Raw genomic sequence first — 24,401 nt, forward strand, 5'->3', positions numbered from 1 at the left:
TAGACGCCCCTCACTTGGCCGCCGAGGCCGGCGCCGAAGCCGCCGACGCCGCGGCCGCCGGCTGCGAGGCCACGGGGCTCCACGGCACCGGCTTGACGGCGGTCGCGCCACGCAGCTTCTGGAAACCGTCGACGATGATCTTGTCGCCCGCGGCGAGGCCCTCGAGCACGACCCACTGGCCGTCGCGGCCGCCGGCGATCTTCACCGGGCGCGGCGCGAACTTGCCGTCGTCGCCGACGACCAGCACCGTGTCGCCCTGGTTGCCGCGTGTCACCGCCTGCTGCGGCACGAGGATCGCGTCCGACGCGGCCGCCTGCTCCAGGCGCACGCGCACGTACATGCCCGGCAGCAGCGTGCCCTTCGGGTTGGGCAGCTCGGCGCGCAGCGTGATCTGGCCGGTGGTCTCGTCGACCGTCAGGTCGGAGAACAGCAGCTTGCCGGGCGTCGGGTGCACGCTGCCGTCGTCGAGCACGACACGCACCGGCACGGCGCCGCCGACACTCTTGAACTTGCCCGCGGCGATCGCCTGGCGCAGCCGCATCACGTCGGCCACCGGCTGCGTGAAGTTGACGTACATCGGGTCGATCTGCTGCACGACGGCCAGCTGCGTGGCCTCGCCCTGGCCGACGAGCGCGCCCTCGGTGACCAGCGCGCGGCCGACGCGGCCGGAGATCGGCGAGGTGACGGTGGCGTAGCCGAAGTTGATGCTGGCCGTCTGCACCGCGGCCTGCGCGGCGGCGACGTCGGCCTCGGCGGCCTTGGCCGCGGCGACGGCGTCGATGTAGTCCTGCTGGCTGATGGCGTTGGCCTTGACCAGCGGCTCGAAACGCTGGGCCTGGGCGCGCGCCTGGGTCAGCGAGGCCTCGGCGCGCGCGAGCTGGGCGCGGGCGCTGGCCAGCGACGCCTCGTACGGCGCCGGATCGATGCGGAACAGCACCTGGCCGGCCTTGACGTCGCTGCCTTCGGTGAAGCGGCGCTCGACGAGGATGCCGGCGGCACGCGCACGCACCTGCGCCACGCGCGAGGCCTCGGTGCGCCCGGGCAGCTCGTTCACGACGGGAACCGTCTGCACCGCCGCGGTGACGATGCCGACTTCTGGCGGCGGCGGCGCCTGGCCGCCGGCCTGGGCCGGGTCCTGCTTGGAGCAGGCGGCCAGCATCACGGCGGCGGGGACGGCCAGCAGCAGCGGCCATGCGAGCACGCGGCCCGGCGACTTCACGTCACGACGCATCGAGGACAGGCGGAGAACCTTTCTTGTTCGCGAACCGGGGCGGACACTACCCCGAATGGCGCGGGGCCGTGCGTCAACCCCGTGACCAAAGCGCGGAACTATACATACAATCGTGGATGTATGTTTAAGACAGCCTGAAGAGATGGCCCGACGCACCAAGGAGGAAGCCGAGGCGACGCGCGAGCGCATCCTCGACGCCGCCGAGCAAGAGTTCCAGCAACGCGGGGTGTCCGGCACCTCGCTGGAGGACATCGCGCGTGCCGCCGGCGTCACGCGCGGCGCCATCTACTGGCACTTCCGCGACAAGGCCGCGCTCTTCGAGGCCATGATGGACCGCGTCGTGCTGCCGCTGGAGACCGAGATGCTGCGCGCCGGCGACCCGGCCGTCGCCGACCCGCTGGCCCAGGTGCGGCTGGCGACGATGGGCGCGCTGCGCGCGGCCGTCGAGGACGAGCAGGCGCGGCGGGTGCTGGAGATTGCGCTGCACAAGGTCGAGTACGTCGACGAGATGCAGGGCGTGCGCGAGCGCCGCATCGCCTGCCTGGTCGACCGCATCGGCCACCTGGCCTCGATCTTCGAGCGGGCCCAGGCCGCGGGCCAGATCCGCCTGGCCCTTCCCGCCGCCGCCGCGGCCAGCGGCCTGCACGCGCTCGTCGACGGGCTGCTGCAGAACTGGATGCTCGACCCGGGCTCCTTCGACCTCGTCGTCAGCGGCGAGGCGCTGCTCGACGCCTACTTCCGCGGCCTGCAGACGCCGGCCTGAAGACCCTCGGCCGCCGCGATACGGCGGGCAAACGGCGAGGCTGTCGATAGACTCGGCCGATGCCGCACGAGACCTCGCTGATCGCGACGATCGCCGCGGGGTTCGGCCTGGCCCTCGTGTTCGGCTACCTCGCGGCGCGCCTGAAGATGCCGCCGCTGGTGGGCTACCTGCTGGCGGGCATCGCCATCAGCCCGGCGACGCCCGGCTTCGTCGCCGACGTCGCGCTCGCCGGCCAGCTCGCCGAGATCGGCGTGATGCTGCTGATGTTCGGCGTCGGGCTGCACTTCTCGCTCGCCGACCTGCTGGCGGTGCGCCGCATCGCGGTGCCCGGCGCGATCCTGCAGATCGCCGTCGCCACCGCGCTGGGCATGGCCACCGCGAGCTTCTGGGGCTGGCGGCCGGCGGCGGCCTTCGTCTTCGGGCTGGCGCTGTCGGTGGCCAGCACCGTGGTGCTGCTGCGTGCGCTGGAGGCGCGCGGCCAGATCGACACCGTCAACGGCCGCATCGCGATCGGCTGGCTGGTCGTCGAGGACCTGGTGATGGTGCTGGCGCTGGTGCTGCTGCCGCCGGTGGCGGCGCTGCTGGACGGCCAGGCGCCGGTGGGCGAGGAGCTCGGCAAGACGCTGCTGTGGACGGCCGCCAAGGTCGGCGGCTTCATCGCGCTGATGCTGCTGGTGGGGCGCCGCGTGCTGCCCGGGCTGCTGTGGCTGGCCGCGCGCAGCAACTCGCGCGAGCTGTTCACGCTGTGCGTGGTCGCCGCCGCGGTCGGCGTCGCCTGGGGCTCGGCCAAGCTGTTCGACGTCTCGTTCGCGCTCGGCGCCTTCTTCGCCGGGATGATGATGCGCGAGTCGGAGTTCGCGCGCCGCGCCGCCGACGAGTCGCTGCCGCTGCGCGACGCCTTCTCGGTGCTGTTCTTCGTCTCGGTGGGCATGCTGTTCGACCCGGCGATCCTGCTGGCCGAGCCGCTGCGCGTGCTGGCCGTCGTCGCCATCGTGATGCTGGGCAAGACCTTCGCCGCGATCGCCCTGGTGCTGGCCTTCCGCTACCCGCTGGGCAGCGCGATGACGGTCGGCGCCAGCCTGGCGCAGATCGGCGAGTTCTCGTTCATCCTCGCCGGCCTCGGCGTCACGCTGGGCGTGCTGCCGGCCGAGGGCAACAGCCTGGTGCTGGCAGGCGCGCTGATCTCGATCGCCGCCAACCCGCTGCTGTTCGCCGCGATCGAGCCGGCGATGGCCTGGCTGCGCGAGCGCTCGCCGGCGCTGCGCCGCTTCGAGGCCCGCGAGGACCCGCTGGCGGCGCTGCCCGATCATGTCGACACGCGCCGGCTCGAAGGCCTGGTCGTCGTCGTCGGCCACGGCCGCGTCGGCCGCGCGGTGACCGACGCGCTGCGCCAGGCGGCCGTGCCCTTCGTCGTCGTCGACCAGAACCGCGAGCGCGTGGAGGCCCTGCGCGAAGCCGGCGTGCATGCCGTCTGGGGCGACGCCGCCGAGCCGCTGGTGCTGGTCCAGGCCCACGTCTCGCGCGCCAGCGTGCTCGTCGTCGCGACGCCCGACACCTTCGACGTGCGCCGCGTCGCCGAGACCGCGCTGGCGCTGCGCCCGGGCATCGAGATCGTCGCGCGCTCGGCCGGCGCCGACGCCGACGCGCTGCTGCAGACCGCCGGCGTGGCGCGGGTCTTCGTCGCCGAGGCCGAGCTCGCGCGTGCGATCGCCGCCCATGCCGTCGCCCGCTGGCACGGCACCGGGCCGGCCTGAAGGCAACGCTTCTTTACGCGGGCAGCGGCACGGCGTCACCGACGGCTCGGCAAGAATCCGGCCGTCCGCCACCCGACCCGCCGCCGCGATGACCGACCGCCGCCGTTCCGTCCCGCCCGTGCGCCCTGCCCTGCCGGCCCGCCGCGGCGCGCTCGCCCTGCTGCTGGCCACGCTGGCCGGTGGCGCCCATGCCGAAGGTACCGGCCTCCTGGGGCTGGTGCGCCGCATGCGCGGCCAGGACGACGGCGAAGGCGAGTTCGAGCGTGACGACGGCGGCCGGGGCTCGGTCGTGCTGCCGCCCGGTGCACGGTCCGAGCTCGACCTCGCCTACGGCGACGACCCGGCGCAAAAACTCGACGTCTTCATCCCCGCCGGCGACGGCGGGCGCCGACCGATCCTGCTGATGGTGCACGGCGGCGCCTGGATGGTCGGCGACAAGGCCAACCGCGCCGTCGCCGCGGCCAAGGTGGCGCGCTGGCTGCCGCGCGGCTGGATCGTCGCCTCGACCAACTACCGCATGGACCGCCGCGCGCCCGACCCGCTGCAGCAGGCCGACGACGTAGCCCGCGCACTGGCCTTCGTGCAGCGCCGCGCCGCCGGCTGGGGCGGCGACGGCGACCGCGTGCTGCTGATGGGCCACTCGGCCGGCGCCCACCTCGCCGCGCTGCTGGCCGCCGACCCGGCCATCGCCGAGCGCCGCGGCGCCCGGCCCTGGGCCGGCACCGTCGCGCTCGACAGCGCCGCGCTGGACGTCGTGCAGATCATGGAAGGCCGGCACTACCGCTTCTACGACCGCGCCTTCGGCCGCGACCCGGCGGTCTGGCGCGACAACTCGCCCTACCACCGCCTGGCCGGCACGCCGCGGCCGATGCTGCTGGTGTGCTCGTCGCGGCGCCAGGACAGCTGCGGCCAGGCCGAACGCTTCGCCGCCAAGGCGCAGGCCGCCGGGGCGCGCGTGCAGGTGCTGCCGGTCGACCTGAACCACGGCGGCATCAACGCCGAGCTGGGCCGCGACGTGCGCTACACCGAGCAGGTGGAAGCCTTCATGAAGTCGCTCGGGCTGTCCTGAGGCGCAGTCGTGCAGGCCGCTCGCCGGCCCGGCGGGTGTGAACTCCGACCGGCCCGCGCCGAGCAAGGATCGCGGCAACAGTCCAGAATCACAGAAATCCCAAGTCGACCTGCCGTCCCGGCAGCGCACGACCGCTGGGCCCGACTGCCAGTGCCGTGCCCGGCGCCTATTCGAGGCCGATGCCGCCAGCTCCCTTCCTGCTCACCCGACACGATCCGCTGCTCGTCGCGACCTCGCTCGCCGTCGCCGTGCTCGCGTCCTATGTCGCGCTGGACCTCGCGCGCCGGCTCGGCTCGGCCGCGGCCCGCCATCGCCGCAGCTGGTGGGCCGCGGGATCGCTGGCGCTGGGCACCGGCATCTGGGCCATGCACTTCATCGGCATGCTGGGCTTCGACGCCGGCATCCCGCTGGGCTACCGGCGGGACCTGACGCTGGCGAGCTGGGTCGCCGCCGTCGCCGCTTCGGCGATCGCGCTCGGGCTGGCGACCCGCGACCGGCTGACACCGGCCACGCTGGCGGCCGGCAGCGCCTGCATGGCCGCGGGCATCGGCGCCATGCACTACCTCGGCATGGGCGCGCTGGACATCGTGCCCGGCATCGTCTGGGACATCCGGCTCGTCGGCGCCTCGATGCTGATCGCCTGGCTGGCGTCGGCGGTGGCGCTGTCGATCTTCTTCGTCCTGCGCCGCCACCAGGGCCCGCAGCGTCTGCGCCTGCAGCTGGCCTCGGCACTGGTGATGGGGCTGGCCATCGGCGGCATGCACTACTGCGGCATGGCCGCGGCGCAGCTGCCGCAGGGGGCCATCTGCCTGAGTGCCGACGCGCTGGGCGGCGCGCCGCTGGCCATGCTGGTGAGCGTGGTCAGCGTGCTGCTGCTCGGCGGCACGCTGGCGCTGTCGGTGTCCGACACGCTGGCACGGGCGCGCGAGGCCCGGCTGCTGCGCTCGCTGGACGCGGCCCAGGACACGCTGCGCCGCAAGGCGCTGGAAGACCCGCTGACCGGCCTGCCCAACCGCGTGCTGTTCGAGGACCGCCTGCAGCACGCGCTCGCCCGGGTGTCCCGCGACGCGGCACCGCGCCGGCGCGGCGAGCGGCTGGCGGTGCTGTTCGCCAACGTCGACGGGTTCAAGCCGGTCAACGACTCGTTCGGCCATGAAGCCGGCGACGCCGTGCTGCGCGAGATCGGCCGGCGCCTGCGCGGCGTGAAACGCGACGCCGACACCTTCGCCCGGCTCGGCGCCGACGAGTTCGTCGCGATGGTCGAGGCGCGCGACGCCGAGGCCGCCGCGGTGGCGCTGGCGCAGCGTGTCGTCGACGGTTTCCGCCCCCCGTTCACGCTCGGCGGCCAGCCGGTGTCGCTGTCGTGCTCGGTCGGCATCGCGCTGTACCCGGACCACGACGACTCCGGCCAGCGCCTGCTGGGCTGCGCCAATGCCGCGATGGACGCGGCCAAGCGTGCCGGCGGCGGTTGCTTCACGGTCTACGAGTCGGCCATGTCCGGCGACGCCTCCGAGCAGCTGGTGCTGCAGCAGGCGCTGCGCCGCGCGATCGAGCTCGGCGAGCTGGCGCTGTTCTACCAGCCCAAGATCCGCGCCAACGGCGCCGCGGTGCACGGGCTGGAGGCACTGCTGCGCTGGCACCACCCGGAGCGCGGCCTGGTCAGCCCGGCGGTCTTCGTGCCGCTGGCCGAACGTTTCGGCCTCATCGGCACGATCGGCCACTGGGTGCTCGAGGCCGCCTGCGCGCAGCTGGCGCAGTGGCAGGCCCAGGGCCACGCGTGTCGAGTCGCGATCAACCTCTCGCCGCACCAGCTGCGCCAGACCGATCTGCCCGAGCGCATCGCCCAGGCCCTGCAGCGCCACGGGCTGCAGCCGTCCAGCCTGGTCTGCGAGATCACCGAGACGGCGATGATGGAGAACCTGGGCCCCGAACGCGGCGTGCTCGACGCCATCGCGGCGCTCGGCGTGTGCGTCTCGATCGACGACTTCGGCACCGGCTACTCCAGCCTGGCCCATCTCCGCAACATCCCGGCACGCCAGCTGAAGATCGACCGCAGCTTCGTCGCCGATCTCGAGCAGGACGCCGACGCCCGCGCAGTGCTCGGGTCGATCGTGCAGCTGGCGCACGCGCTGCGCATGGAGGTCGTCGCCGAAGGCGTGGAAACGGCCGCCCAGCGCCGTCTGCTGGCCAGGATGGGCTGCGACCTGCTGCAGGGCTACCTCATCGCCCGGCCGATGCCGGCCGAGGCGGTGCTGCCGTGGATCACGGCCTTCGAGCAGGGCGTGCGAGCGGCGCGTGCCGACGAGGTGCCGTCGGTGCCCTGAGGCGGCCGGGCGCGGCCCGAAGCGCTCGCGGCGCCCGAGACGTCCCGCTTCGAAGCTCCGGCACCGGAAGCAAGAACGACCTGGACGTTCGCCGTGCCACGCACGCGTCCAAGTCGTTGATTCATCTGGTCGGGGTGACACGATTCGAACGTGCGACCCGCTGCGGCCAACGCAGTGGCGAGATCCTCTTGAATCAACGACTTGGCGCGGATTCTGCCAACCGCAGCGGCCTCGAAGAGCAGGCTTGCTCCCTGGGAAGACCGGGCCGCGTCAGCCGTCTGAACACGCCTCGATCCGATAGCCGGCACCGGCGAACAGGGCGCAGAGATCGCCCGGTTCCCGACACACGGCAGCCGTCACGATCCCGGGATGCCGATCCCGGCCGCCCGCTCGCGGATCCGTCCGACGACATCGGCAAGATCGCGAGCCGGCAACCTGTTCTTGCGCAGGAACGCGGCCCACTGCGTGCGCTTGCCGGCATCTGCGGCGAAGGCGTCACTGAGCCCGATCGGCGGTTCCGTCGGTAGCGGCATCAGACGACGCTCGAACGTTGCCACCACTGCACGCCGCAGTTCAGCGGGCTCGATCTCGCCGGTCTGCAGCAGCAGGTCGAGATCGAAGTAGTCCTTCATCCGGCTGTTGACCATGCCGAGCAGGCAGATGGCGTGCAGCTTCTCGGCGACGACGCAGGCCTTCGGATAGACGCGCAGCGTGGCGGCAGGCAGATCGGGCAGCAGGCCCGGGTACAGGATGGGCGTCGGGGCCGGGGTCACGGCATCGCCGTAGCCGACATCGACCTGCAGCGTGATGCGTGCGGCATCCAGCGTCGCGCGCAGCTCGACACGCACGCCGCCGTAGCGCGCGTCCTCGCGGATGACGCCGACGCGCACTGAAGTGGCGTCGAACACGATCCCGTCATCGACCTCCACGGCGCAGAGCGAGCGGAACACCGCGGCCAGTTGCTCCGGGTCGTCGGGCCCGAATCCCAGCAGGTCGGCGTCACGCGTGGGCCGGTGCAGCTGGCCGTACCAGAGTGCGAACAGCAGCGCCCCCTTGAGCACGAACTGCGGCCCGTGCTCCGAGGTGGCCAGGCGATAGAGCAGCCGCTCGATGCCGTAGCGCGTGAGGACGAGGTTGAAGTCCTCCTTCGATGCGTCGGCAATCTGCTTGAGCCGCGCGCGGATAGCCGCGGCGCGGTTGGCGCTCATGCCGTGATCGACTCGATGTAGGGCCGCATCACCGCGGCCGCGCGGCGCTCCTGCGCATGGCGCCAGAGTTCGTCGAGCGTGAACTTGCGCTGGCGCCAGCCGTCGCGCAGCGCCTCCAGTGCGACGTCCAGGCCGATCTTGTTTCGACAGCGGAAGCAGTCGACGACCGTGCGTGCGGCGTCGAACACCGGCACCGAGACACCATCGACATCGACGCGCACGACACCCGAGGCGAGCGCCGCGTCGTTCATGCGCACGATGCGCACGCTGGGCTGGTCCAGCCGCGGCGCGCGCACGTTGTGCGGCACGGCCAGCCACACCTCGAACGGCGCCTGGGTGCCGATCTCGTGCACCCGCAGTGCCGACAGCAGGCAGACGACGCCCTTGGGGACGCGCAAAGCGACCTCGGCCAGCGAACGGTGTTCGCCGATCGGCACACCCGGCAGGCCATAGAGGCCGCGAGCATGTCTTTGAAGGCGACCGGCCTGCACGAGACGCGTGAGCACGACCGCCGGCAGCCCCCGGGCCGTGAGGTCACGCGGGCGCAGCAGACCGCGGTCGCGGGCGAGGCGAAGGACTTGCGATTCCTGCGTGAGGGGTGCCGTCATGGCACCAGTATGTTCTGAAAAATATGATTTTTCAAAAATTCTCATACAAAACAGAACACCACCAACGCCAGAACCTCACCACACACGATCTACGTCGAGCTGCGGGATCGCCTGCTGCCATTGGATTGCGTTCCAGACCCTGCGGCCACCTGGGAAGATTCCGTCAAACAGCCAACAGCACCTGAAATGAAAAACGACCTGGACGTTCGCCGTGCCACGCACGCGTCCAAGTCGTTGATTCATATGGTCGGGGTGACACGATTCGAACGTGCGACCCACTGCTCCCAAAGCAGTGGCGAGATCCTTTTGAATCAACGACTTAGCGCGGATTCTGCTAACCGCAGCCGTCTCGAAGAGACCCCTACTCCCAGGCACGGAGCGACTGCGTTAGCAACCTGCTAGTGTCTCGACCCGGTCGCCGTGACTGGGACGCGGCATCCCCTCTCTGCAACCAGATGGGCGCATCCGCCCTTGGGGCGATGTTCGGTCGGCCGATGCTGGCGCAGACGGCGCAGCCATCGCGGCAGGTCCCTCAAGGAGCGAGGCCGCCGCCCAAATCCTGTGTGCGCTGGCGCGACTATCGAAGTCAGCAGCACAACGGGGCTTACGCGGAACTCGCCGGCCCGATGGTGATGACGACATCGACATCTCGATCCGGGTGTGGTCCCGCATGGAGCACGGCGATGTAGGTGTCGTTGCCGATGGCGAATCGGTGGTAGTAGATCCTAGCCGCAGAGGCTTTTGTCGTCGCGTCCCCGCGCTTGAGATGGGTCTGGGTTGAGGCGACATAGGCTTGGCGGCCATCCTTCATGACCGTGACCTTGGCGGTGATGCCTCCCGACTGGGCATGCTCCAGACCTCGCGCGCCGAAGAACTCTTCGAGGGATATGCCGGGGTCGCCTCGCAGCAGCGCTTCGAATGCATCGGCCGCGTCGCGCATGAACTGGTAGCGGTCCTCGGTCACGGTGTCGCACCGGCGCAGAACAGTGCCCGCGAGCAGCAAATTGCGAGTGCGGCCGCACACGCATGCGAGGTGCGTCGAGGGGAGATCCTCGGGCGCAGCGTCCGCGTCCGGTAGAAGCAGGCGGGTGAGTACGCGAAAGAGGCGCTCTCGAAATTGCTCGTCAAAGTCCCGATTGCTCGGCAACACGGGCCATGGCCCTCCGCCGGAAGTCGCCCATGTCACTTGGGCCCCGGCCTCCACAAGGACGTTGATGTCGTCGAGAAGGTCGGCCGGGAGTTCGACGTACGGCAAGATGATGATCCGGGCGTCGCCATACTGAGGCAGCCCATCGGCGTATGCCAGGAGTAGCGGCTTGACTTCACGCGGATGCGGGAGCAGCCAAAGGATGCCCTCCTTGCCTTTTCCGGCGAGAATCGGCACGAGCTTGATGCCGTGTCTCCGAAGAGACGCTTCCAATCTGGCACGCAGCTGCGCCGGCAAGCCGACTATGCATACGCTCCCCATGACGTCACGCGCGGGACCGCAAGAGCATCGTGCTTAGAAGTACCGGAATGACGATGCTCTTTATCTCGTGATCCGTCAGGAGCTCAAGGAGCTTCAGCGCATCGATGCGCGGCGTATGAGCGTCCTTGATCGTGTCAACGGACACGCTTCCGGTTGCTACCGGCCTGACTTCGCGGGTTTCAGTGCTTTGCTCCAGCAAGTGCACCGGCACTTCACACTTGGCAGCCCAAGCAGCCATCGCAGCCGCAACACGTGAAGTTCGGAATTCTCGCCACTGGTTTTGCTTATCGCCCAGCGCCCGCGAGAAGGCCGTGTTCATCGCGCTCGAGTATGGCGTGGACCTCATGGACTCGTATGTCGTGCGCTCGTCGCCGACGATGGGCACCGCATTCAGGAACTCCTCCATCCACTGGAGCTGGCGATTCCCCTCGATGAACTCGATTTCGGCGTACTCTTCCGGGTGGCGGAGATACGCCGCTTCCTCCAGGGAGCCCTCGCCCGCCTTGAAGTGCAAGACTTGGCCGGTCGACCTATGCAGGAAGCGCTTGCGGGTCGAGTCCGGGTTGGTGAAGGCCTGCCAAACCTCACTGCGGAACCGGGGTCCGAGTGCCAGTCGAGATGGCAATGTCGCGGCTCGGCCCTGCTCGCGGAGTTCGACAAGAATGTCGCCGGACGAGGCAGTCGGGCGGGTGACCTGCAGCCAGTCGCCTTGCGTCTTCTCCAAGAAGACTTGAAAGCTTTTGTAACCGAGCACACGCTCATCGAAGCGTGCGGTTCCTTGCTCCCGCAACGACGCCATGAGACGCTGCTTTAGGCGGGCGCCCAGTTCCGGCGAGCGGGCTTGAAGAAGTTGCCTCAGGAGCTGAGACGCTCTCTCAAGAGAGACATGTTCGGTATCAGGCATGAGTCAAGACCTCCATAAAGGAAAAAGCCCATCTGCCATGCGCAGAGGGCCTTCCGAGTGGATTTCTTGAGTCCCTGACTTGCCTGACGTCGTCTTACCGCGCGACTCAATCCATGAACACGGTAAGCACTTCGGCCCCAGACAAGCGTTCAAGAGCGCTTGGATTGGATGATCCAACCGTCTTGAACTCTGACAGTGTAGCACACGATGCCAAGCCCTCGTCCACTGCCGTAAGCGCGGTCAGGAGCCCTGATGAGGGAGAAACGCACGAGAGAGGCATCTCGCACGGACTATAGCTGGTCTGGAGGGCACGGTCATGGCCGCTCGCGCTCGTTGGACAACGCCTTGTCCTGTGAGCAGCAGGCAGAAGCTGCACCACAAAGATCTCCTCGAAACTCCGACGGGCCCGACAGCGGCGTGCGACTGGGCGCCACGACAGCCGAGCAGCAGTTCAGGAAACTTGAGCGCGAGTTGCGCATGACCAACGAGATCCTGAAGCTGGCGCCTATCTCGTCCAGGCGGATCTCGACCGCCACCACAATAAGTGAACGCTGAACTTTGCCCGAGAGCCGGTGGCTCGTTGGTCTCAGAGCCCCGGTAGAGTCCTGATCGACGATCGGCACCGAGCGGCAGACATCGCTAGGCAGAGGAGCTAAGGGGCAGCCCAGCCAGCGCACACGCCCCATCAGGGCAGAGACTCATCGTCCGCAGTCTCGTCAGGAGACGGCGACCTGTACAAGCTTGAGCGTGCTGCCGACCGCCAGCGGAAGCGCAGCGACCTTGGCGAACCAGACCGTGGTCATCCTGTACCGCTGATTGGCCAACACGGCGCGCGTGAGGCGGCAAGTGGCGAGGACGCACAGCGTGGCGTTGACCAACCTTGCGGTAGAGCCGCTGTCCTCCACCACTGCGGAGACGGCCGCCATGGCCGCGAACGGCCATGCCAGCGCGTCGGCTGCCGAGATCCAGCGGCGGCCCGGCCAGACATGTAGATCGGGTCGTGGGCCGCGCATGAAGAAGAACAACATGGCATCGCTCCGTTCTCAACGGCGCGTCGGCGCCGCCGATGAACAGTCTGCGGCTCCACGCGGCAAGGCGAAGCGCTGGATTCCGACGTAAATCCAGCGTCGCGGGCGATAGGAAGCACCCCGCTGTCACCAAGCTGCGAGCGGCTACGCGTGGTCATCCGCGCTGGCTATCGGCAGCACCGCCTCGACCCGCGTTCCTCCACCGGGCGCCTGCTCGATCGTCAGTTCGCCAGCGTAAGCCGCGACCCGCTCGCGCATCCCGACAAGGCCCAGCCCTGACGTGGCGGCCCCAGCCTCTGGCATCCCAACCCCGTTGTCCTCGACGACGACGCACAGCCCGGCCCCTCCCACTGTCCGCGCGAGCGTCACCGAGCACTGCGTCGCCTCAGCGTGCTTGACCACGTTGGTGAGCGCCTCCTGAATCAGCCGGTAGACGCCGATAGCCTGGTCGTACGACAGCGGGCCGATGTCGCGGTCGACCTTGAGCCGGAAGCGGCAGCGCGGATGGATCTCGTCGTACTGCCGGACCATCTCCTCGACCGCGGCCGCCAGGCCGAGCGCATCCAGCACCTCGGGTCGTAGCTGCTTCACCATCGCGCGCGCCCTGCCGTACAGGTCGTCGGTAAGGCGTGCGATGCGCTCCGCGGCATCCGCGGCCGTGTGCATGCCCTGCCCTCGCGCATCGTCCGCCAGTGACGAGGCGATGAGGCGGATCGACACCAGCGCGGCGTTCAGCTCGTCATGGACCTCCACCGCGATGCGGCGACGCTCCTCCTCGACCAGCCGGTTGCCGCGGGCGATCAGGCGGCGCTTCTCGGCGTCAGCAGCCGTGAGCCGCTCAACGGCCTGCTGCAGCTCGCGGGTGCGTTCTCTCACCTGCTCTTCCAGATACTGACGGCTGAGCTTCACGGCGCGGGCCATCGTCGCGATCGAGGCCTGCAGTTCGCCCAGTTCACCGGAGACACGCGGAGTGAGCGTGACGGCGTAGTCGCCGTCGCGGATCGAACGTAACGCCCCCATCGCGTTCTCCAGCGGGCGGCGCAGGCGACGTGCCATCAGCAGCCCGGCTGCAGCCCCCAGGGCCGCCGCCGCCAGCACGAGGGCCACACCCAGCAGCAGGCGACGTCGCGACCCGGCCAGCAACGGTTGCGGCGACAGGTCCACCTGCACCCATCCCAGCCAACGGGCCGTACCCCGCGCGCCAGGCGCGGTGTCGTACAGGTCGACGTCGAGCGGCTTCAGCGAGATCGGCGCCTCAAAGCGCCACTCGGCCGCCTGGCCCGCGCGCGAACGAACTTCGACGACCGAACGGCGGTCCGCGTCGAGCACCCGGGCTACCGCGACCACCCCATCCGCCTCGGCGACACCGCGAAGCGTCGCCTCGACCGCTGACGTGTTCCCCGAGACGACGCCGTACTGCACCGCCTCGGCCAGCGTCACCGACAGGAAGCGGCCGCGCTCTTCCAGGGCCTCGCTGACCTCGGTGCTCGTGACGACGTAGAGCACCACCGAGACCACCAGCGCCATCGCGCACGCTGGCGCCAGCGCCAGGGTCAGAAGTCGTGCACCGAGGCTCCAGGACGACGGTGGGAGCAGGTTCTTCATGGCCGATCTCCCAGGCGGCGCACGTCGTCGTCGACGACGATGTCCAGCGAGCGGGCGACGCTGTCGTTGACGGCGACACGCCAGAAGCGCGGGTACTGCGGCACTGGCGGCTGCCGGCCCGTGGCCGTGTCGACGATGGCGGCGAGCTGAGACACCAGCCCGTCGGCATCGGCGTAAGCGGATGCCAGCGTTCCGGCCCGGACCAACGAGGGCGAGAAGCCGATGACCGGCAGCCGGCGCCGGTAGCTGGCCTCCAGCAGCTCGCGCAGGCTGGCGGGCGTGTACAGCGTCGCGTCCGGGAACAGCAGCAGCGCCTGGGCATCCTCGACGCGAGACAGCAGGCGCGACATCGTCACGGCCGGGGACGCCTCGGCGACCAGCAGCCGAAGCCGCGCCTCCGTCGCCGCGCGCTGAAGCTCGGGCATCAGACCTTCGGAAGCAGGTGACACCAGCGTCGCCACCGTGATCTCTCGCCGGAAAATCGCGGCAATCAGGCGCATCTGCTGCGCGGGCGATGCCTCGGCGTAGACGGCCGTGCTGCGCAGGCCGCGCGCAGCCAGCTTGGGCTGCAGGCGCTCGTAGCCCTGACGCGAAACCAGCAGTGAGACCAGCAGCGCGTCGAACCTGTCGGCCGCGGCACGCGACAATGCCTGAGGCCCCAGCGCGACCAGAACGCTCGGCGCACTGAGCCGGGACACACCAAGCGCGTAATCGCTGGCCCCGGAGAAGCGCGCCTTGATCCGCTGCAGCAGCTCCCGCGCTTCTGCGTTCTCCCCGGCCATGAGACGGATCTCCGGGCCGGAAGCACCCAGCGCCCGCGTCAGACAGCCGCCTCCCAAAGCGGCCAGCCGCGCAGCGAAGGCGCGCCGATCGAGCACGACGCGCGCTCAGCGCATGCGGGCCGACAACTGGAGGTGGCCCTGCAGACGGCTGTCGTATCTCCCGAACAATCCGTTCGGATCGCCGTTCGAGTAGGTCGTCACCGGCTGGTCCAGGCGCCGCAGTCCTGCCGCGAACGACCACTGCCAACCGTCGGTCGCCCACTCGCGACCCACCGTCAGATCCTCTCGCCCGTAGGCCGACTCGGCCAGCCCGTTGCCCGAGGCCCCGACGTAGGCGGCCGAAGCAAACCACCCACCGGCGAACTCCCGGCTCACTCCCGCGGAGCCGCTGTGCCGCGAGAACTGCGAGCGCTCCAGAGGGTGGCTGGCGCCGCGGTTGTCCAGGTAGGCGTAGTTCACGAACGCGGAGCTGCGCTCGGACAGCTGCCAGGAGAGCTGCACTTCGGCCCCCTGCAGCGTGACGCGGTTGTCGTTCGTCGGCGGCAGGCCCGCCAAGTTGGTCCGCTCGGAGATGAGGTCGTAGAGCCGCTCCCGGAACACCCGGGTGTCGAGCATCAGGCCGACCTCGGGCAGGTTCAGCAGGTAGCCGACCTCGCGCGAACGGACCTGCTCGCTGGTCAGCGAGCCCGGCCCCACCCGGCTCTGGTAGAAGCGCGCCGTCTTCGCACCGCCCAGCGGTGGATCGAGGTCCGTCAGCGTGTAGCTCCAGTTGGTGCGCTGCTCCTGGATGTCGGGGCTGCGTGTGCCGTGGGACACCGCGAAACGCACGGTCTGGCGAGGCGACAACCTGAAGTTCGCCGCGACACGCGGAGAGAAGGTCGAGGGCGAAAGGTCGCTGTCCTCGTAGTAGCCGCCAATGTTGAGCGTGAGCCAGTTCCGCGGCCGCAGGTCCACGTTGGCAAACAGCCAGTGCAGGCGGCTGGTCACCGAGCCGCCGAGGAAGGTCTCACTGTCTCCGCCCTGCCACCGCATGCCGGCTCCGGCCACGACACGCAGAGCGTCGGAGGCGACGAAGGTGTCCTGAATCTCCAGGTCGGTGCGGCTCTGCACCGAATCCTGGTTCAGCGTGCCACAGACAGGTTGAACCGCCGCAGGTCCCAGCGCGGCAATCGCCTGCAGCGCCGCCAGCGCGAGCAGATCGTCCTGTGGGCTGCCACCCGCCGGCTGCTGACCCGCGAGGATGGCGTTGGCGTAGGCCGGGTTGGCTCGCCACATGGCGTACATCTCGGGCAGCAACGCCACGGCGGGCGGGCAGCTGCGCCAGGATTGCCGGTTGCGCTGTCGGGCGTGAGTCAGTTGGACCTGCAGCTCGTGCCGCGGCGACAACTGCCAGCGGCCGAGGGCGCCGAGATAGAGGTCACGCACCTGCCGGTCGGGATAGCTCTGCTGGAAGTCGTCGGCGAACTCGACTTCGGACTCGCCGGAGACCACCGCCCCTTGAAGGTCCAGCGACGCGGCGTCGGAGATCCGCGTCGACGATCGCAGGTTCAAGCGGTCGAGCGTCAGCCCGTCGTGCCCGGCCGGGTCGCGGGCGAGTTCGTCGTAGCCGCTGTCGCGGCTGCGCGCCGCCGTGAGGCTCAGCGAGGTGCGCCCAAGATCGAGCCCCGTGCGCGCCACCGCCTCGCTCTCCTGCGTGCCCAGCCTGAGGGCGCCGTAGGCCTTGCCGACATCGGCCGGATGGCGGGTGATGATGTTGACGACGGCCAGCATCGAGTTCGGCCCGTAGCTCGCCGAACTGGGCGCCCGCGTGACCTCGATCCGGTCGATGTCGTCGATGACGACCGGAAGCTGCGACCAGATCACCTCGGAGAACGCCGGCCGGTAGACCGAGATGCCGTCGATAAGCACGTTCATGCGCCGGGGCGACAGCACGTTCGTGCCGTGATAGCCGATACGGTAGGCGGGGTCGGTCCCGCGCGTCACCGCCATGCCCGGCACGAAACGCAGCGCCTCGGCGATCGACGTGATGCCCCAGCGCCGGAACATCTCCTGCGTGATCACTGTCACGCTGGCAGGCACGTCGGCCAATGACTGCCTCAGCCGCGTCGGCGTGATGACCACCGGCATGCCGTCGACCGCGGGATCCGGCTCGACCGGCTGCGACCAGACGTCGCCCGCAACCACCGAGGCGACGACGATCCAGAAGTGGCGGTTCCTCATGGTGCTCACCTCGCTGCATAGGGGTAGGTGAAGCCGAAGAAGTGCACGGCGTTGAGCGTGAAGTGCGCGACGATGGCGGCCTCGATGCCGCCATGGCGATACGCGAGCCCGTAGCCCACCCCGGCGAGGCCCGCAGCCAGCACCAGCGCCGGCCCGCCGCCGGCGTGCGCCAAGCCAAAGAGGAGGCTGGCAATCGCGATCGGCAGCCAACGTGCCGACGGACGCGGGCCGAGTGCCAGCGCCAGACGCTCTTGCAGGAGCCCGCGGAACAACGCCTCCTCCATGACACAGGTGAGGAGGACGTTCGCGAACATCCACGCCGGGGCGATAGCAGGCAGCTTGGGGGCGAACCCGATGAAGCCGGAGGCCCAGACGCCGCCCACGACCGGAACGGCGGTGGCCAGCCCGACGCCCAGCCCCAGCAGGAGCGCACGAGGGACGTAACCGGCCGGACGATGGCGGCACCAGAGGGCGAGCAACAGCAGCCCGGCAACGCCCTTGTCGAAGTTGAGCCGCAGCGTCATCGGCGCCGAATCCGCCGAAAGCCGGATCTGGTCCGCCACCACCCAGGGGTGGACTCCAGGGACGGCGTGCACGGTGAACGCGAGCGCCAATGCCAGCGCGCCCAAACCCGCCGCGTAGCGAGCGCCGCGCTTCCGCAAGCGCACCGCGCCGGCGCACAGGGCCCACAGGGCAGCAATGGCGTAAAGCCCCGCCGCCTCGATCAAGCCCGAGAGCGTCGCCGCAACGACCGCCGCCCCCGCGAGCACAACCCACGGGGCCGGCACGCGGTGCCGATCCGGCGACCACGGCAGCCAGATCGCCAGGATCGCGGTGGCCAGCAGTAGGAATGCCACCGCCATGGCGTCAGCCCCGAGACGTGCCGGCTTCGCGCCGGCGCCGGTTCAGGGCTCGATCAGCCCGTACCGCATCGCCAACCGGGTGATCTCCGCCGGACGGTGCACCCCGAGCTTCTCCTTGACCGCCTGGGCGATCGTGCTGATCGTCTTGGTCGACAGGCCCATGCGTTCGGCGATCTCGTTGTTGGTCGCGCCGGTCGCCAGTTGCACGAAGATGTCCAGCTCGCGCGCCTCCAGTCTTGCGCGGGGAGACTCCTCCCCGCGCAAGCCCAGCAGCGCCAGGCGCTCGGCGATGGCGGGCAGGAAGTAAGTCTTGCCGTCCGCCGCCGCGTGGATCGCTGCCGCCAGCTCCGCCGGCAGCGTGTTCTTGGTGATGAACGCGGCGGCCCCGAGCCGGTAGGCCTCGCGGATCACCTCGTCCTGATCGAACTGGCTGTAGAAGACGATGCGTGCCGCTGGTGCGCGCTCGCGCAGGCTGCGGGCCACGTCGAGACCCGTCGGCCCGGGGCCGAAACGAACGTCCAGCACCAGAACGTCGGGTTTCGCTTCCAGATACGCGGAAACAACCTGCTGCGCGCACTCCACCTGTCCCACGACTTCCACGTCGTGGCGCACCAGGGCTGCCCGCAGGCCTTCGATGATGACCGGATGATCGTCCGCGAGCAGCACTCGCACAGGGGCCATGTGCCCTCCAGGATCGGCGTTGATGTTGTTCTACCAGCACTCCCGCCGAGCGGGCGCGGTCCTGGGTGCGGATCATGTACCGGCGACCACGCGATGTGAATGAGGTCACGACGATCCCTCTGTTGATTTCCGATACAGAGAAGCCTCAGCCTCCTGTTGACGGAAGCTACGCGCGCCCTATCATGGAACTCAGCATGACGTTCCGCAAACTCGGAGCGTTTCCAACCGTGTGTGCCGACCGAGGAGTCGCCCATGCTGGATGCCCACACCTTCACCCGGACCGTGGCTGCACGCCGCACCCGGCGAGCACCTGGCCGAGGGACCAAGACCAGTCAGCGGCCACCCCATGTCGCCGCGCAAGGACTCCGGCGGCCCGGCGTGCATCCGGTCGGCGAACAGACGGAGTTGCGGCTCACCAGCAGCGACGGCGCAATCCGGCTGCTCGCCCGTCGGTGGCCCTCTCAGCTCTACGTGGAACGCTGCCAGCAGTTGCCCGGTGGCTCCACAGTGACCCTGTACGTCCTGTTCGACAGCGCCAGCGCTTTCGAGTCCTGGTGCGGCGGCGATCCCGCGCGGTTCGGAGAACCGCTGATGCTGGCTCAACTGCGCAGGTTCGGCCATGAGGTCTTGGGCGAGCGCGGCTGATCCAGCCGCTGAGGCTGCGGCTCCCGATCCCACGGTGTGGGACCTCGTGGCGACGATGCATGAGGCGGTCGACCAGGCCGATGCCGTGCAGTTGTTGTCCCATGCCGCCAGTCAGCTCGGCGCGGACGCAGCCTGCTTCATCGGCTCGGTGCGCCTGTCGGCGTCGCAGCGCGCGCACCGGCTGATTGCTGCCTGCGCCCCGGCCTGGGCATCCGACTACCTGCTACGCCAGCGCTTCGAACACGATCCATGGCTGCTGCACGCCCGCAGGGAAACGGACCCAGCACTCGGCAGCGCCATCCCTGCCGATAGCGTCGATCAACAAGACACCGTCGCCGCCGCTCACGCCGCTGGGCTGCGCTCGACCTGGGTCATCCCGGCCATCTCATCGGTGGGTGAGGACCGGATCGGCGTGCTGTACCTGGCCTCCGGCGTCGAGGGCCGCTTCGAACAGGATCCGCTACTCGCGTTCAGAGCGAAGGTCGTGGGCAGGTCTCTCGCGATGGAGCTTCACGAGTGGCTGCACATCCAGATGCGGCGGGACCTGCTCGCCGAAAGCCGCCTCACGGACGCCGAGATCGATCTGCTGCGACACGAGGAGCAGGGGCACGGCAGCAAGGCCATCGCGATGGTGCTGAACACGGAGGCGAAGACAGTCGACTGCAGGTTCCAGCGCGTCATTGCGAAGATGGGGGTCGGCAGCCGGCGAGAGGCTTGGCGACTTGCGAAGGTGCATGGGCTGATCTAGCCGCGCCTCGCCGCGACATCTTGAGGCCAAACGACGCGTCCGACCGCTCCCGACCAGGAGCGGTTATCCAAGATGGCAACGCGAGCGGCCTCTCTAAACTGGTGCAGTCCGCTCTGCCCCTCCGCCGAAGGACCGAGGCGACGGCGATCAGTCATCGCTCAACGTTTAGCGGCGCTCCAAAGGCCAATCGAGCCGGAAGCACGTGCCCCCGCTGGCGGACGGCCCACAGCTGGCCTGTCCGCGGTGGGCCGAAAGGATCGCGCTGACCACGGCGAGCCCCAGTCCGCTGGCCCGATCGTTCCGATCGCGCGCCTCTCCCGAGCGGCGGAAGGCGCCGAAGATCTGCTCGGCCTGCTCGGCCGGTACGCCCGGTCCTTCGTCCTCGACGGTGATCACGTAGCGGTCGTCTTCGACCCGCGTGGCGACGGTCACCGTCCCCGCGGCCGCGTAGCGCCGAGCGTTATCCAGCAATGCAACGACGGCCTGACGGATCCGGACCGGGTCGCACCAGACCGGCTGGAAATGCAGTTGCAGCGAGACGGTCTGACCTGCGGCTTCGAATGCGTTCCTGAACGAGTCCACGGCATCAGCGATGTCGCGGCTGATGTCGGCCTGCTGCCATCGCAGGTCGAGGTGACCGCTCTCGGCGAGGCTGATGGCGCGCAAATCCTCGACTAGCCGGCCCAGACCTTCGACCTGCGCCAGCAGCTTGCGGAACTGCGCGGGCTCGGGCTCGAAGACGCCGTCGGCCAGACCTTGCAGCCGGCCTCGCAGAATGGTCAACGGCGTGCGCAGTTCGTGCGCGATCGCCGCGTTCCAGAACGTGCGCTCCTCGGTAACCCGCTGCAGTTGGTCCGCCAGGCGGTTGAAGTCGCCGACGAGCGCCGCGGCCTCCGCCAGCGGGCGGTGTCCCGGGACAGCCCGAGCGCCGAGGTCGCCGGCAGCGACATGACGGATGGCCTGGCCCAGTGAGTTCAGCGGTACCAGCATCCGCTTGGCCAGGTGCCCGGCCACGAACATCGCCACCGCGACGCCCGCGAACGTGGTCGCCGTCAGCCAGATCCATTCGGCGGGCGTCGGCACCCAGCTCTCGGAATAGGGCTGCGGCCACACCTCGAAGGTCACGTAGTAGAAGACGAACGACGTCGCGGTCAGCAATACCGCGACGCCCAGGGCCACCGCGCCCATCCAGACGGCCAGTTGGCGGCTCAGCCCGACCAGTTTCACGGCTCGAGTCCCAGCTTGTAGCCGACGCCGCGAACGCTCGCCGGCACGGAGGTCACACCGCCCGCCTCGAGCTTGCGCCGCAGCTTGCTCACGTGGCTGTCGACCGTGCGCTCCAGCGAATCGCCCTCGGGCAAACAACTCTCGAGCAGTTCGGCTCGGCTGAACACCCGCTGAGGCGAGCGCGCCATCAGCGCCAGCAGCTTGAACTCGGTGAGCGTGAGATCGAGCGGCGTTGGGCGGCCGTCGACGTGGAGGGCCGCCTGGTGCCGTTCCAGATCCACCTCCAGAGGTCCGGCCCGCAACGCTGCGTGGGCCGTCCGCCCCGGGCCGGCGCGGCGCAGCACCGCCTGCGCGCGGGCCACGACCTCATCAGGGTTGAAAGGCTTGACGACGTAGTCGTCGGCGCCAATCCGCAGCCCCATCAGCTTGTCGATGTCCTGGTCCATCGCGGTCAGCATGATCACCGGCGTGTCGCCGCGCGCACGTATCGCGGAGAGCACCTGCCAGCCGTCCAGCAACGGAAGTTGCACGTCGAGCAGCACCAGCGCGGGCTTGAGCATCTGATGCATCTCCAGCGCCCGTCGCCCGTCCGTCGCGTGCTCAGTGCGCATGCCGCTGCGATTGAAGTAGGCCGACAAGATCTCTGCGATCTCTGCCTCGTCCTCGACGATCAGGATGATGTTATTCATTCAAACCTCCGTGCAGCAACCAAGTTGCAAAGGCGCCCTTCGATCCGACTGGTACCGCTCCACATCTTCTCCATCATTCTTCAATGCCATCTCCACAGTCGCCGACCAGAATCCAGCGCCACGCTCGCGCGCGCCGCGGCAGCAGAAGCGACCTAGAGGTCTATGCAACTCAGGAACGCCTTGGAGAAGGGCGTAAAAATGCGACCGATGCCGGGAAATAAGTATATGCGCATGCCTGCCTCGCTTTGCATCTCTTCGCGCTCGCTCTCGGCGCGCCTCGAGAGACGCATTCGATGATACACAAGGCCAACACTGATGCACACGCCGCCACTGCAGCGATTTATCAAGGCCGTGACTCTTTCGGTTAGCTTCATGGACGCCGGTCGACCGCCATTGGAGTTCATATCTTGGCACCTGCGACAATTAATTCCAGAGGTCCCATGGCTATCAATGTTCAGGCTTGATGAAGAACGACCATCATGCAGCAGCCTAATTTACGCCGACCCTCTTTCTAGATTCTCAATTATTACATACTCGTCAGCTGCCGGATATTGCTCTCCGGTTCGGAGGCTGGACTCTTGGCTGATCTGCGGCGCAATCCAAGGCGGGCAGCGCATAAGGATCCGCGGGGCAGGTGACCCCGATTCTCTATCTGATGAAAATGAGATTGGTTTGTCGGCAGGGGAGGTTGGGTTCATCGAAAGAGGTATCTGCGAAATTTGTATGGACGCAACCTGTGCAACCTTGAATACAGTTGCAGTGTGCATTCTTGGCGACGTCCCCGAACCTGCCTTTGCTGGGATGCGACGTTCTGAGGTGGATGCCGATCCGTTTCAGTTTGAAAATGCATGGACACCAAACTACTGGATTCAATCATAGGCCAGGGCCCAAATCCTCGGTACGCAGCGCCCGGATATTAATATTCGCCATATAAGCCAACAGATCAGAGCAGAGGAGCCCAAATCGCAGCCTTGATTGTCTTGAGTATTTCGCGGGCGGTGAGCAGCGAGATGCTGCATAAAGAACTCTGTGGATGGCCAGCAATATCCATCGATGTTGTTCCAATGTCCGATAGTGTTGACTGCGCCTTCGCAGTCGTTAAGGTACCGGATGCCAATAGAGACTGTTTGCGCTACTTGGCGCGTAGCTTGTCCCAACGAGTGCTGAAAGGCAGGCGCGTGCAGGTATGGCTGCCATCCATGCCATGGGCGGCATAGCCAACTAGTGCCGGAATCTCGTGGGGCAAGCCGTCAACTCACCTCGGCTTAGGACGAATCCAACGCGAGGCTCGTCGTGGCTTCATCTCTTCTCCATGTTCCGTCCACGAGGACGCAATGTTCATCGGAGATAGTCCGACTGCCATGCTGCAACTTGTGAAGTTGAGCCAAGGATCCAAATGACAAACAGACTCATTAGCACCCGCCGTCTATTCCTCATCGGGCTGACGATCGCCTTGGCTGGCTGCGAGCAAAGCATGCCCGACATGGCGACCCCCCCGCCGCCGGTCGCTTACTTGGTCGTTGCTCCTGAGTTGATGCGGCAGGTCGTGGACCTAAACGGACGAGTTACTGCGGTCAGAACTGCAGAGATCCGGCCCCAGGTCGGCGGTATCGTTCTGCGCCGCCTCTTCGTGCAGGGCAGCGAGGTGCGTGCCGGACAGCCGCTCTTTCAGATTAATCCTGCGCCGTTCAAGGCCGACGTCGACACGGCCGCCGCCGCGTTGCGACGGGCAGAGGCCGTGCTGGCGCGCGCCAGCACGCAGGCGGAACGACTGAAGCCGTTGGTGGAGACCGAGGCGATCAGCCGCCAAACCTTCGATGACGCGGAATCGCAGCGCGAGCAGGCCGCGGCGGAGGTATCGCAGGCCCACGCCGACCTTGCCCGTCGCAAGCTGGACCTTCGATTCGCCACCATCGAGGCGCCGATCAGTGGTCGCGTGGACGAAGCAAGTGTTAGCGAGGGAGCGCTCGTCAATCCAAGCGACACCAACCCGCTGGCGCGGGTGCAGCAGATTGACCAGGTCTATGTGGATGTTCGACAGCCGGCCGCATCACTCGATGCGCTGCAGCGCGCGGTGAGTCGCGGGCGAGATACCGGGAGCGGTGTCGAAGTCCAGATTCTCCACGGCAACGGCCGGCCATTGAACCTTTCCGGGAAGATTCTGTTCTCCGGGATTTCGGTGGACGAGGACACCGGCGACGTTCTGGTACGAATTCTCGTAAATAACGCCGAGCGTCGCCTCTTGCCCGGGATGTTCGTGCGTGCTCGCATCACGTTGGCCGAGTTCCCTGACGCGCTGTCTATCCCGCAGCAGGCCGTCGCGCGGCAGGGAACAACGACGAGCGCGTGGGTCCTGGACGCCAAGCACATGGTGCATCGAGTGCCAATCAAGACTGCGGAACTGATCGACGGCCGCTACCGGGTGCTCAGTGGGCTAAAGGATGGCGACCAAGTGGTCGTCGAAGGTCTCGACCGGATGACCGAGGGTGCTCACGTCACCCCGCGAGTCTGGCTACGTGGCGCATCTCCGTCCACTTCCAAGAGCGGCGGCTCGCCGGCGTCTGGCGCGCGCTGAGGGGTTGAC

20 protein-coding genes are annotated in these 24,401 nt (G+C 68.4%); 7 read left to right on the plus strand and 13 right to left on the minus strand.

The window, feature by feature from the left end:
* Window positions 1-10: 10 nt before the first annotated feature.
* The gene (locus LOC65_RS14295; protein ID WP_230247941.1) at window positions 11-1,231 is read right to left on the minus strand and encodes an efflux RND transporter periplasmic adaptor subunit; all 1,221 of its coding nucleotides are present in this window, start codon (window positions 1,229-1,231) and stop codon (window positions 11-13) included.
* A 142-nt stretch (window positions 1,232-1,373) separates the two neighbouring features.
* On the opposite strand from LOC65_RS14295, the gene LOC65_RS14300 reads away from it, so the two are divergent.
* The 4 genes from LOC65_RS14300 to LOC65_RS14315 all read left to right on the plus strand — a co-directional run bounded on the left by LOC65_RS14300 (window position 1,374) and on the right by LOC65_RS14315 (window position 7,141).
* Window positions 1,374-1,994, plus strand: a complete 621-nt coding sequence (locus tag LOC65_RS14300; protein WP_009855705.1) for a TetR family transcriptional regulator — start codon at window positions 1,374-1,376, stop codon at window positions 1,992-1,994.
* A gap of 59 nt (window positions 1,995-2,053) precedes the next feature.
* Entirely contained in the window at window positions 2,054-3,748 is a 1,695-nt protein-coding gene (locus LOC65_RS14305) for a cation:proton antiporter (RefSeq protein WP_230247942.1), read from the plus strand.
* A gap of 118 nt (window positions 3,749-3,866) precedes the next feature.
* A complete protein-coding gene (locus LOC65_RS14310) occupies window positions 3,867-4,817 on the plus strand; it encodes an alpha/beta hydrolase (RefSeq protein WP_230247943.1) in 951 nt (316 codons plus the stop codon).
* Window positions 4,818-4,996: 179 nt separating this feature from the next.
* On the plus strand, window positions 4,997-7,141 hold the full coding sequence (locus tag LOC65_RS14315) for a bifunctional diguanylate cyclase/phosphodiesterase (RefSeq protein WP_230247944.1): 2,145 nt from the start codon (window positions 4,997-4,999) through the stop codon (window positions 7,139-7,141).
* 356 nt (window positions 7,142-7,497) lie between these two features.
* Here LOC65_RS14315 and LOC65_RS14320 read toward each other — a convergent pair whose 3' ends face one another.
* The 10 genes from LOC65_RS14320 to LOC65_RS14365 all read right to left on the minus strand — a co-directional run bounded on the left by LOC65_RS14320 (window position 7,498) and on the right by LOC65_RS14365 (window position 18,493).
* Entirely contained in the window at window positions 7,498-8,349 is an 852-nt protein-coding gene (locus LOC65_RS14320) for a nucleotidyl transferase AbiEii/AbiGii toxin family protein (protein ID WP_230247945.1), read from the minus strand.
* Window positions 8,346-8,957 carry a type IV toxin-antitoxin system AbiEi family antitoxin domain-containing protein gene (locus LOC65_RS14325; protein WP_230247946.1) on the minus strand — a complete coding sequence of 204 codons (612 nt, stop codon included), beginning with the start codon at window positions 8,955-8,957 and terminating at the stop codon, window positions 8,346-8,348. Before LOC65_RS14325 ends, LOC65_RS14320 begins: the two co-directional genes overlap by 4 nt.
* Window positions 8,958-9,561: 604 nt before the next feature.
* Entirely contained in the window at window positions 9,562-10,401 is an 840-nt protein-coding gene (locus LOC65_RS14330) for a hypothetical protein (protein ID WP_230247947.1), read from the minus strand.
* A 28-nt stretch (window positions 10,402-10,429) separates the two neighbouring features.
* Entirely contained in the window at window positions 10,430-11,329 is a 900-nt protein-coding gene (locus LOC65_RS14335) for a hypothetical protein (protein WP_230247948.1), read from the minus strand.
* Between the two features lie 716 nt (window positions 11,330-12,045).
* The gene (locus tag LOC65_RS14340) at window positions 12,046-12,357 is read right to left on the minus strand and encodes a hypothetical protein (protein WP_230247949.1); all 312 of its coding nucleotides are present in this window, start codon (window positions 12,355-12,357) and stop codon (window positions 12,046-12,048) included.
* Window positions 12,358-12,501: 144 nt separating this feature from the next.
* Complete coding sequence (locus LOC65_RS14345) at window positions 12,502-13,962, minus strand: ATP-binding protein (protein WP_230247950.1); 1,461 nt, start codon at window positions 13,960-13,962, stop codon at window positions 12,502-12,504.
* Window positions 13,959-14,840, minus strand: a complete 882-nt coding sequence (locus LOC65_RS14350; protein WP_230247951.1) for a hypothetical protein — start codon at window positions 14,838-14,840, stop codon at window positions 13,959-13,961. Before LOC65_RS14350 ends, LOC65_RS14345 begins: the two co-directional genes overlap by 4 nt.
* 9 nt (window positions 14,841-14,849) lie before the next feature.
* Window positions 14,850-16,964 (minus strand): TonB-dependent siderophore receptor, encoded by a 2,115-nt coding sequence (locus tag LOC65_RS14355; protein WP_230247952.1) that lies wholly within the window; start codon window positions 16,962-16,964, stop codon window positions 14,850-14,852.
* A 5-nt stretch (window positions 16,965-16,969) separates the two neighbouring features.
* Entirely contained in the window at window positions 16,970-17,827 is an 858-nt protein-coding gene (locus LOC65_RS14360; protein ID WP_230247953.1) for a CPBP family intramembrane glutamic endopeptidase, read from the minus strand.
* Between the two features lie 42 nt (window positions 17,828-17,869).
* Window positions 17,870-18,493 (minus strand): response regulator transcription factor, encoded by a 624-nt coding sequence (locus tag LOC65_RS14365; protein ID WP_230247954.1) that lies wholly within the window; start codon window positions 18,491-18,493, stop codon window positions 17,870-17,872.
* A 267-nt stretch (window positions 18,494-18,760) separates the two neighbouring features.
* Here LOC65_RS14365 and LOC65_RS14370 point away from each other — a divergent pair, with 267 nt between their 5' ends.
* Both LOC65_RS14370 and LOC65_RS14375 read left to right on the plus strand, forming a co-directional pair.
* On the plus strand, window positions 18,761-19,153 hold the full coding sequence (locus tag LOC65_RS14370; protein WP_230247955.1) for a hypothetical protein: 393 nt from the start codon (window positions 18,761-18,763) through the stop codon (window positions 19,151-19,153).
* A 34-nt stretch (window positions 19,154-19,187) separates the two neighbouring features.
* Window positions 19,188-19,901, plus strand: coding sequence for an autoinducer binding domain-containing protein (locus LOC65_RS14375; protein ID WP_230247956.1), 714 nt, complete (start codon window positions 19,188-19,190; stop codon window positions 19,899-19,901).
* A 165-nt stretch (window positions 19,902-20,066) separates the two neighbouring features.
* Here LOC65_RS14375 and LOC65_RS14380 read toward each other — a convergent pair whose 3' ends face one another.
* Window positions 20,067-21,128: an ATP-binding protein gene (locus LOC65_RS14380; protein ID WP_230247957.1), complete on the minus strand. Its 1,062-nt coding sequence runs from the start codon at window positions 21,126-21,128 to the stop codon at window positions 20,067-20,069.
* Window positions 21,125-21,817 (minus strand): response regulator, encoded by a 693-nt coding sequence (locus LOC65_RS14385; RefSeq protein ID WP_230247958.1) that lies wholly within the window; start codon window positions 21,815-21,817, stop codon window positions 21,125-21,127. Before LOC65_RS14385 ends, LOC65_RS14380 begins: the two co-directional genes overlap by 4 nt.
* 1,396 nt (window positions 21,818-23,213) lie before the next feature.
* On the opposite strand from LOC65_RS14385, the gene LOC65_RS14390 reads away from it, so the two are divergent.
* On the plus strand, window positions 23,214-24,392 hold the full coding sequence (locus tag LOC65_RS14390; RefSeq protein WP_230247959.1) for an efflux RND transporter periplasmic adaptor subunit: 1,179 nt from the start codon (window positions 23,214-23,216) through the stop codon (window positions 24,390-24,392).
* The last annotated feature ends 9 nt before the right edge of the window (window positions 24,393-24,401 follow it).

The organism is Rubrivivax sp. JA1055 (genome assembly GCF_020966565.1).
Taxonomy (GTDB): Bacteria; Pseudomonadota; Gammaproteobacteria; order Burkholderiales; family Burkholderiaceae_C; genus Rubrivivax; species Rubrivivax benzoatilyticus.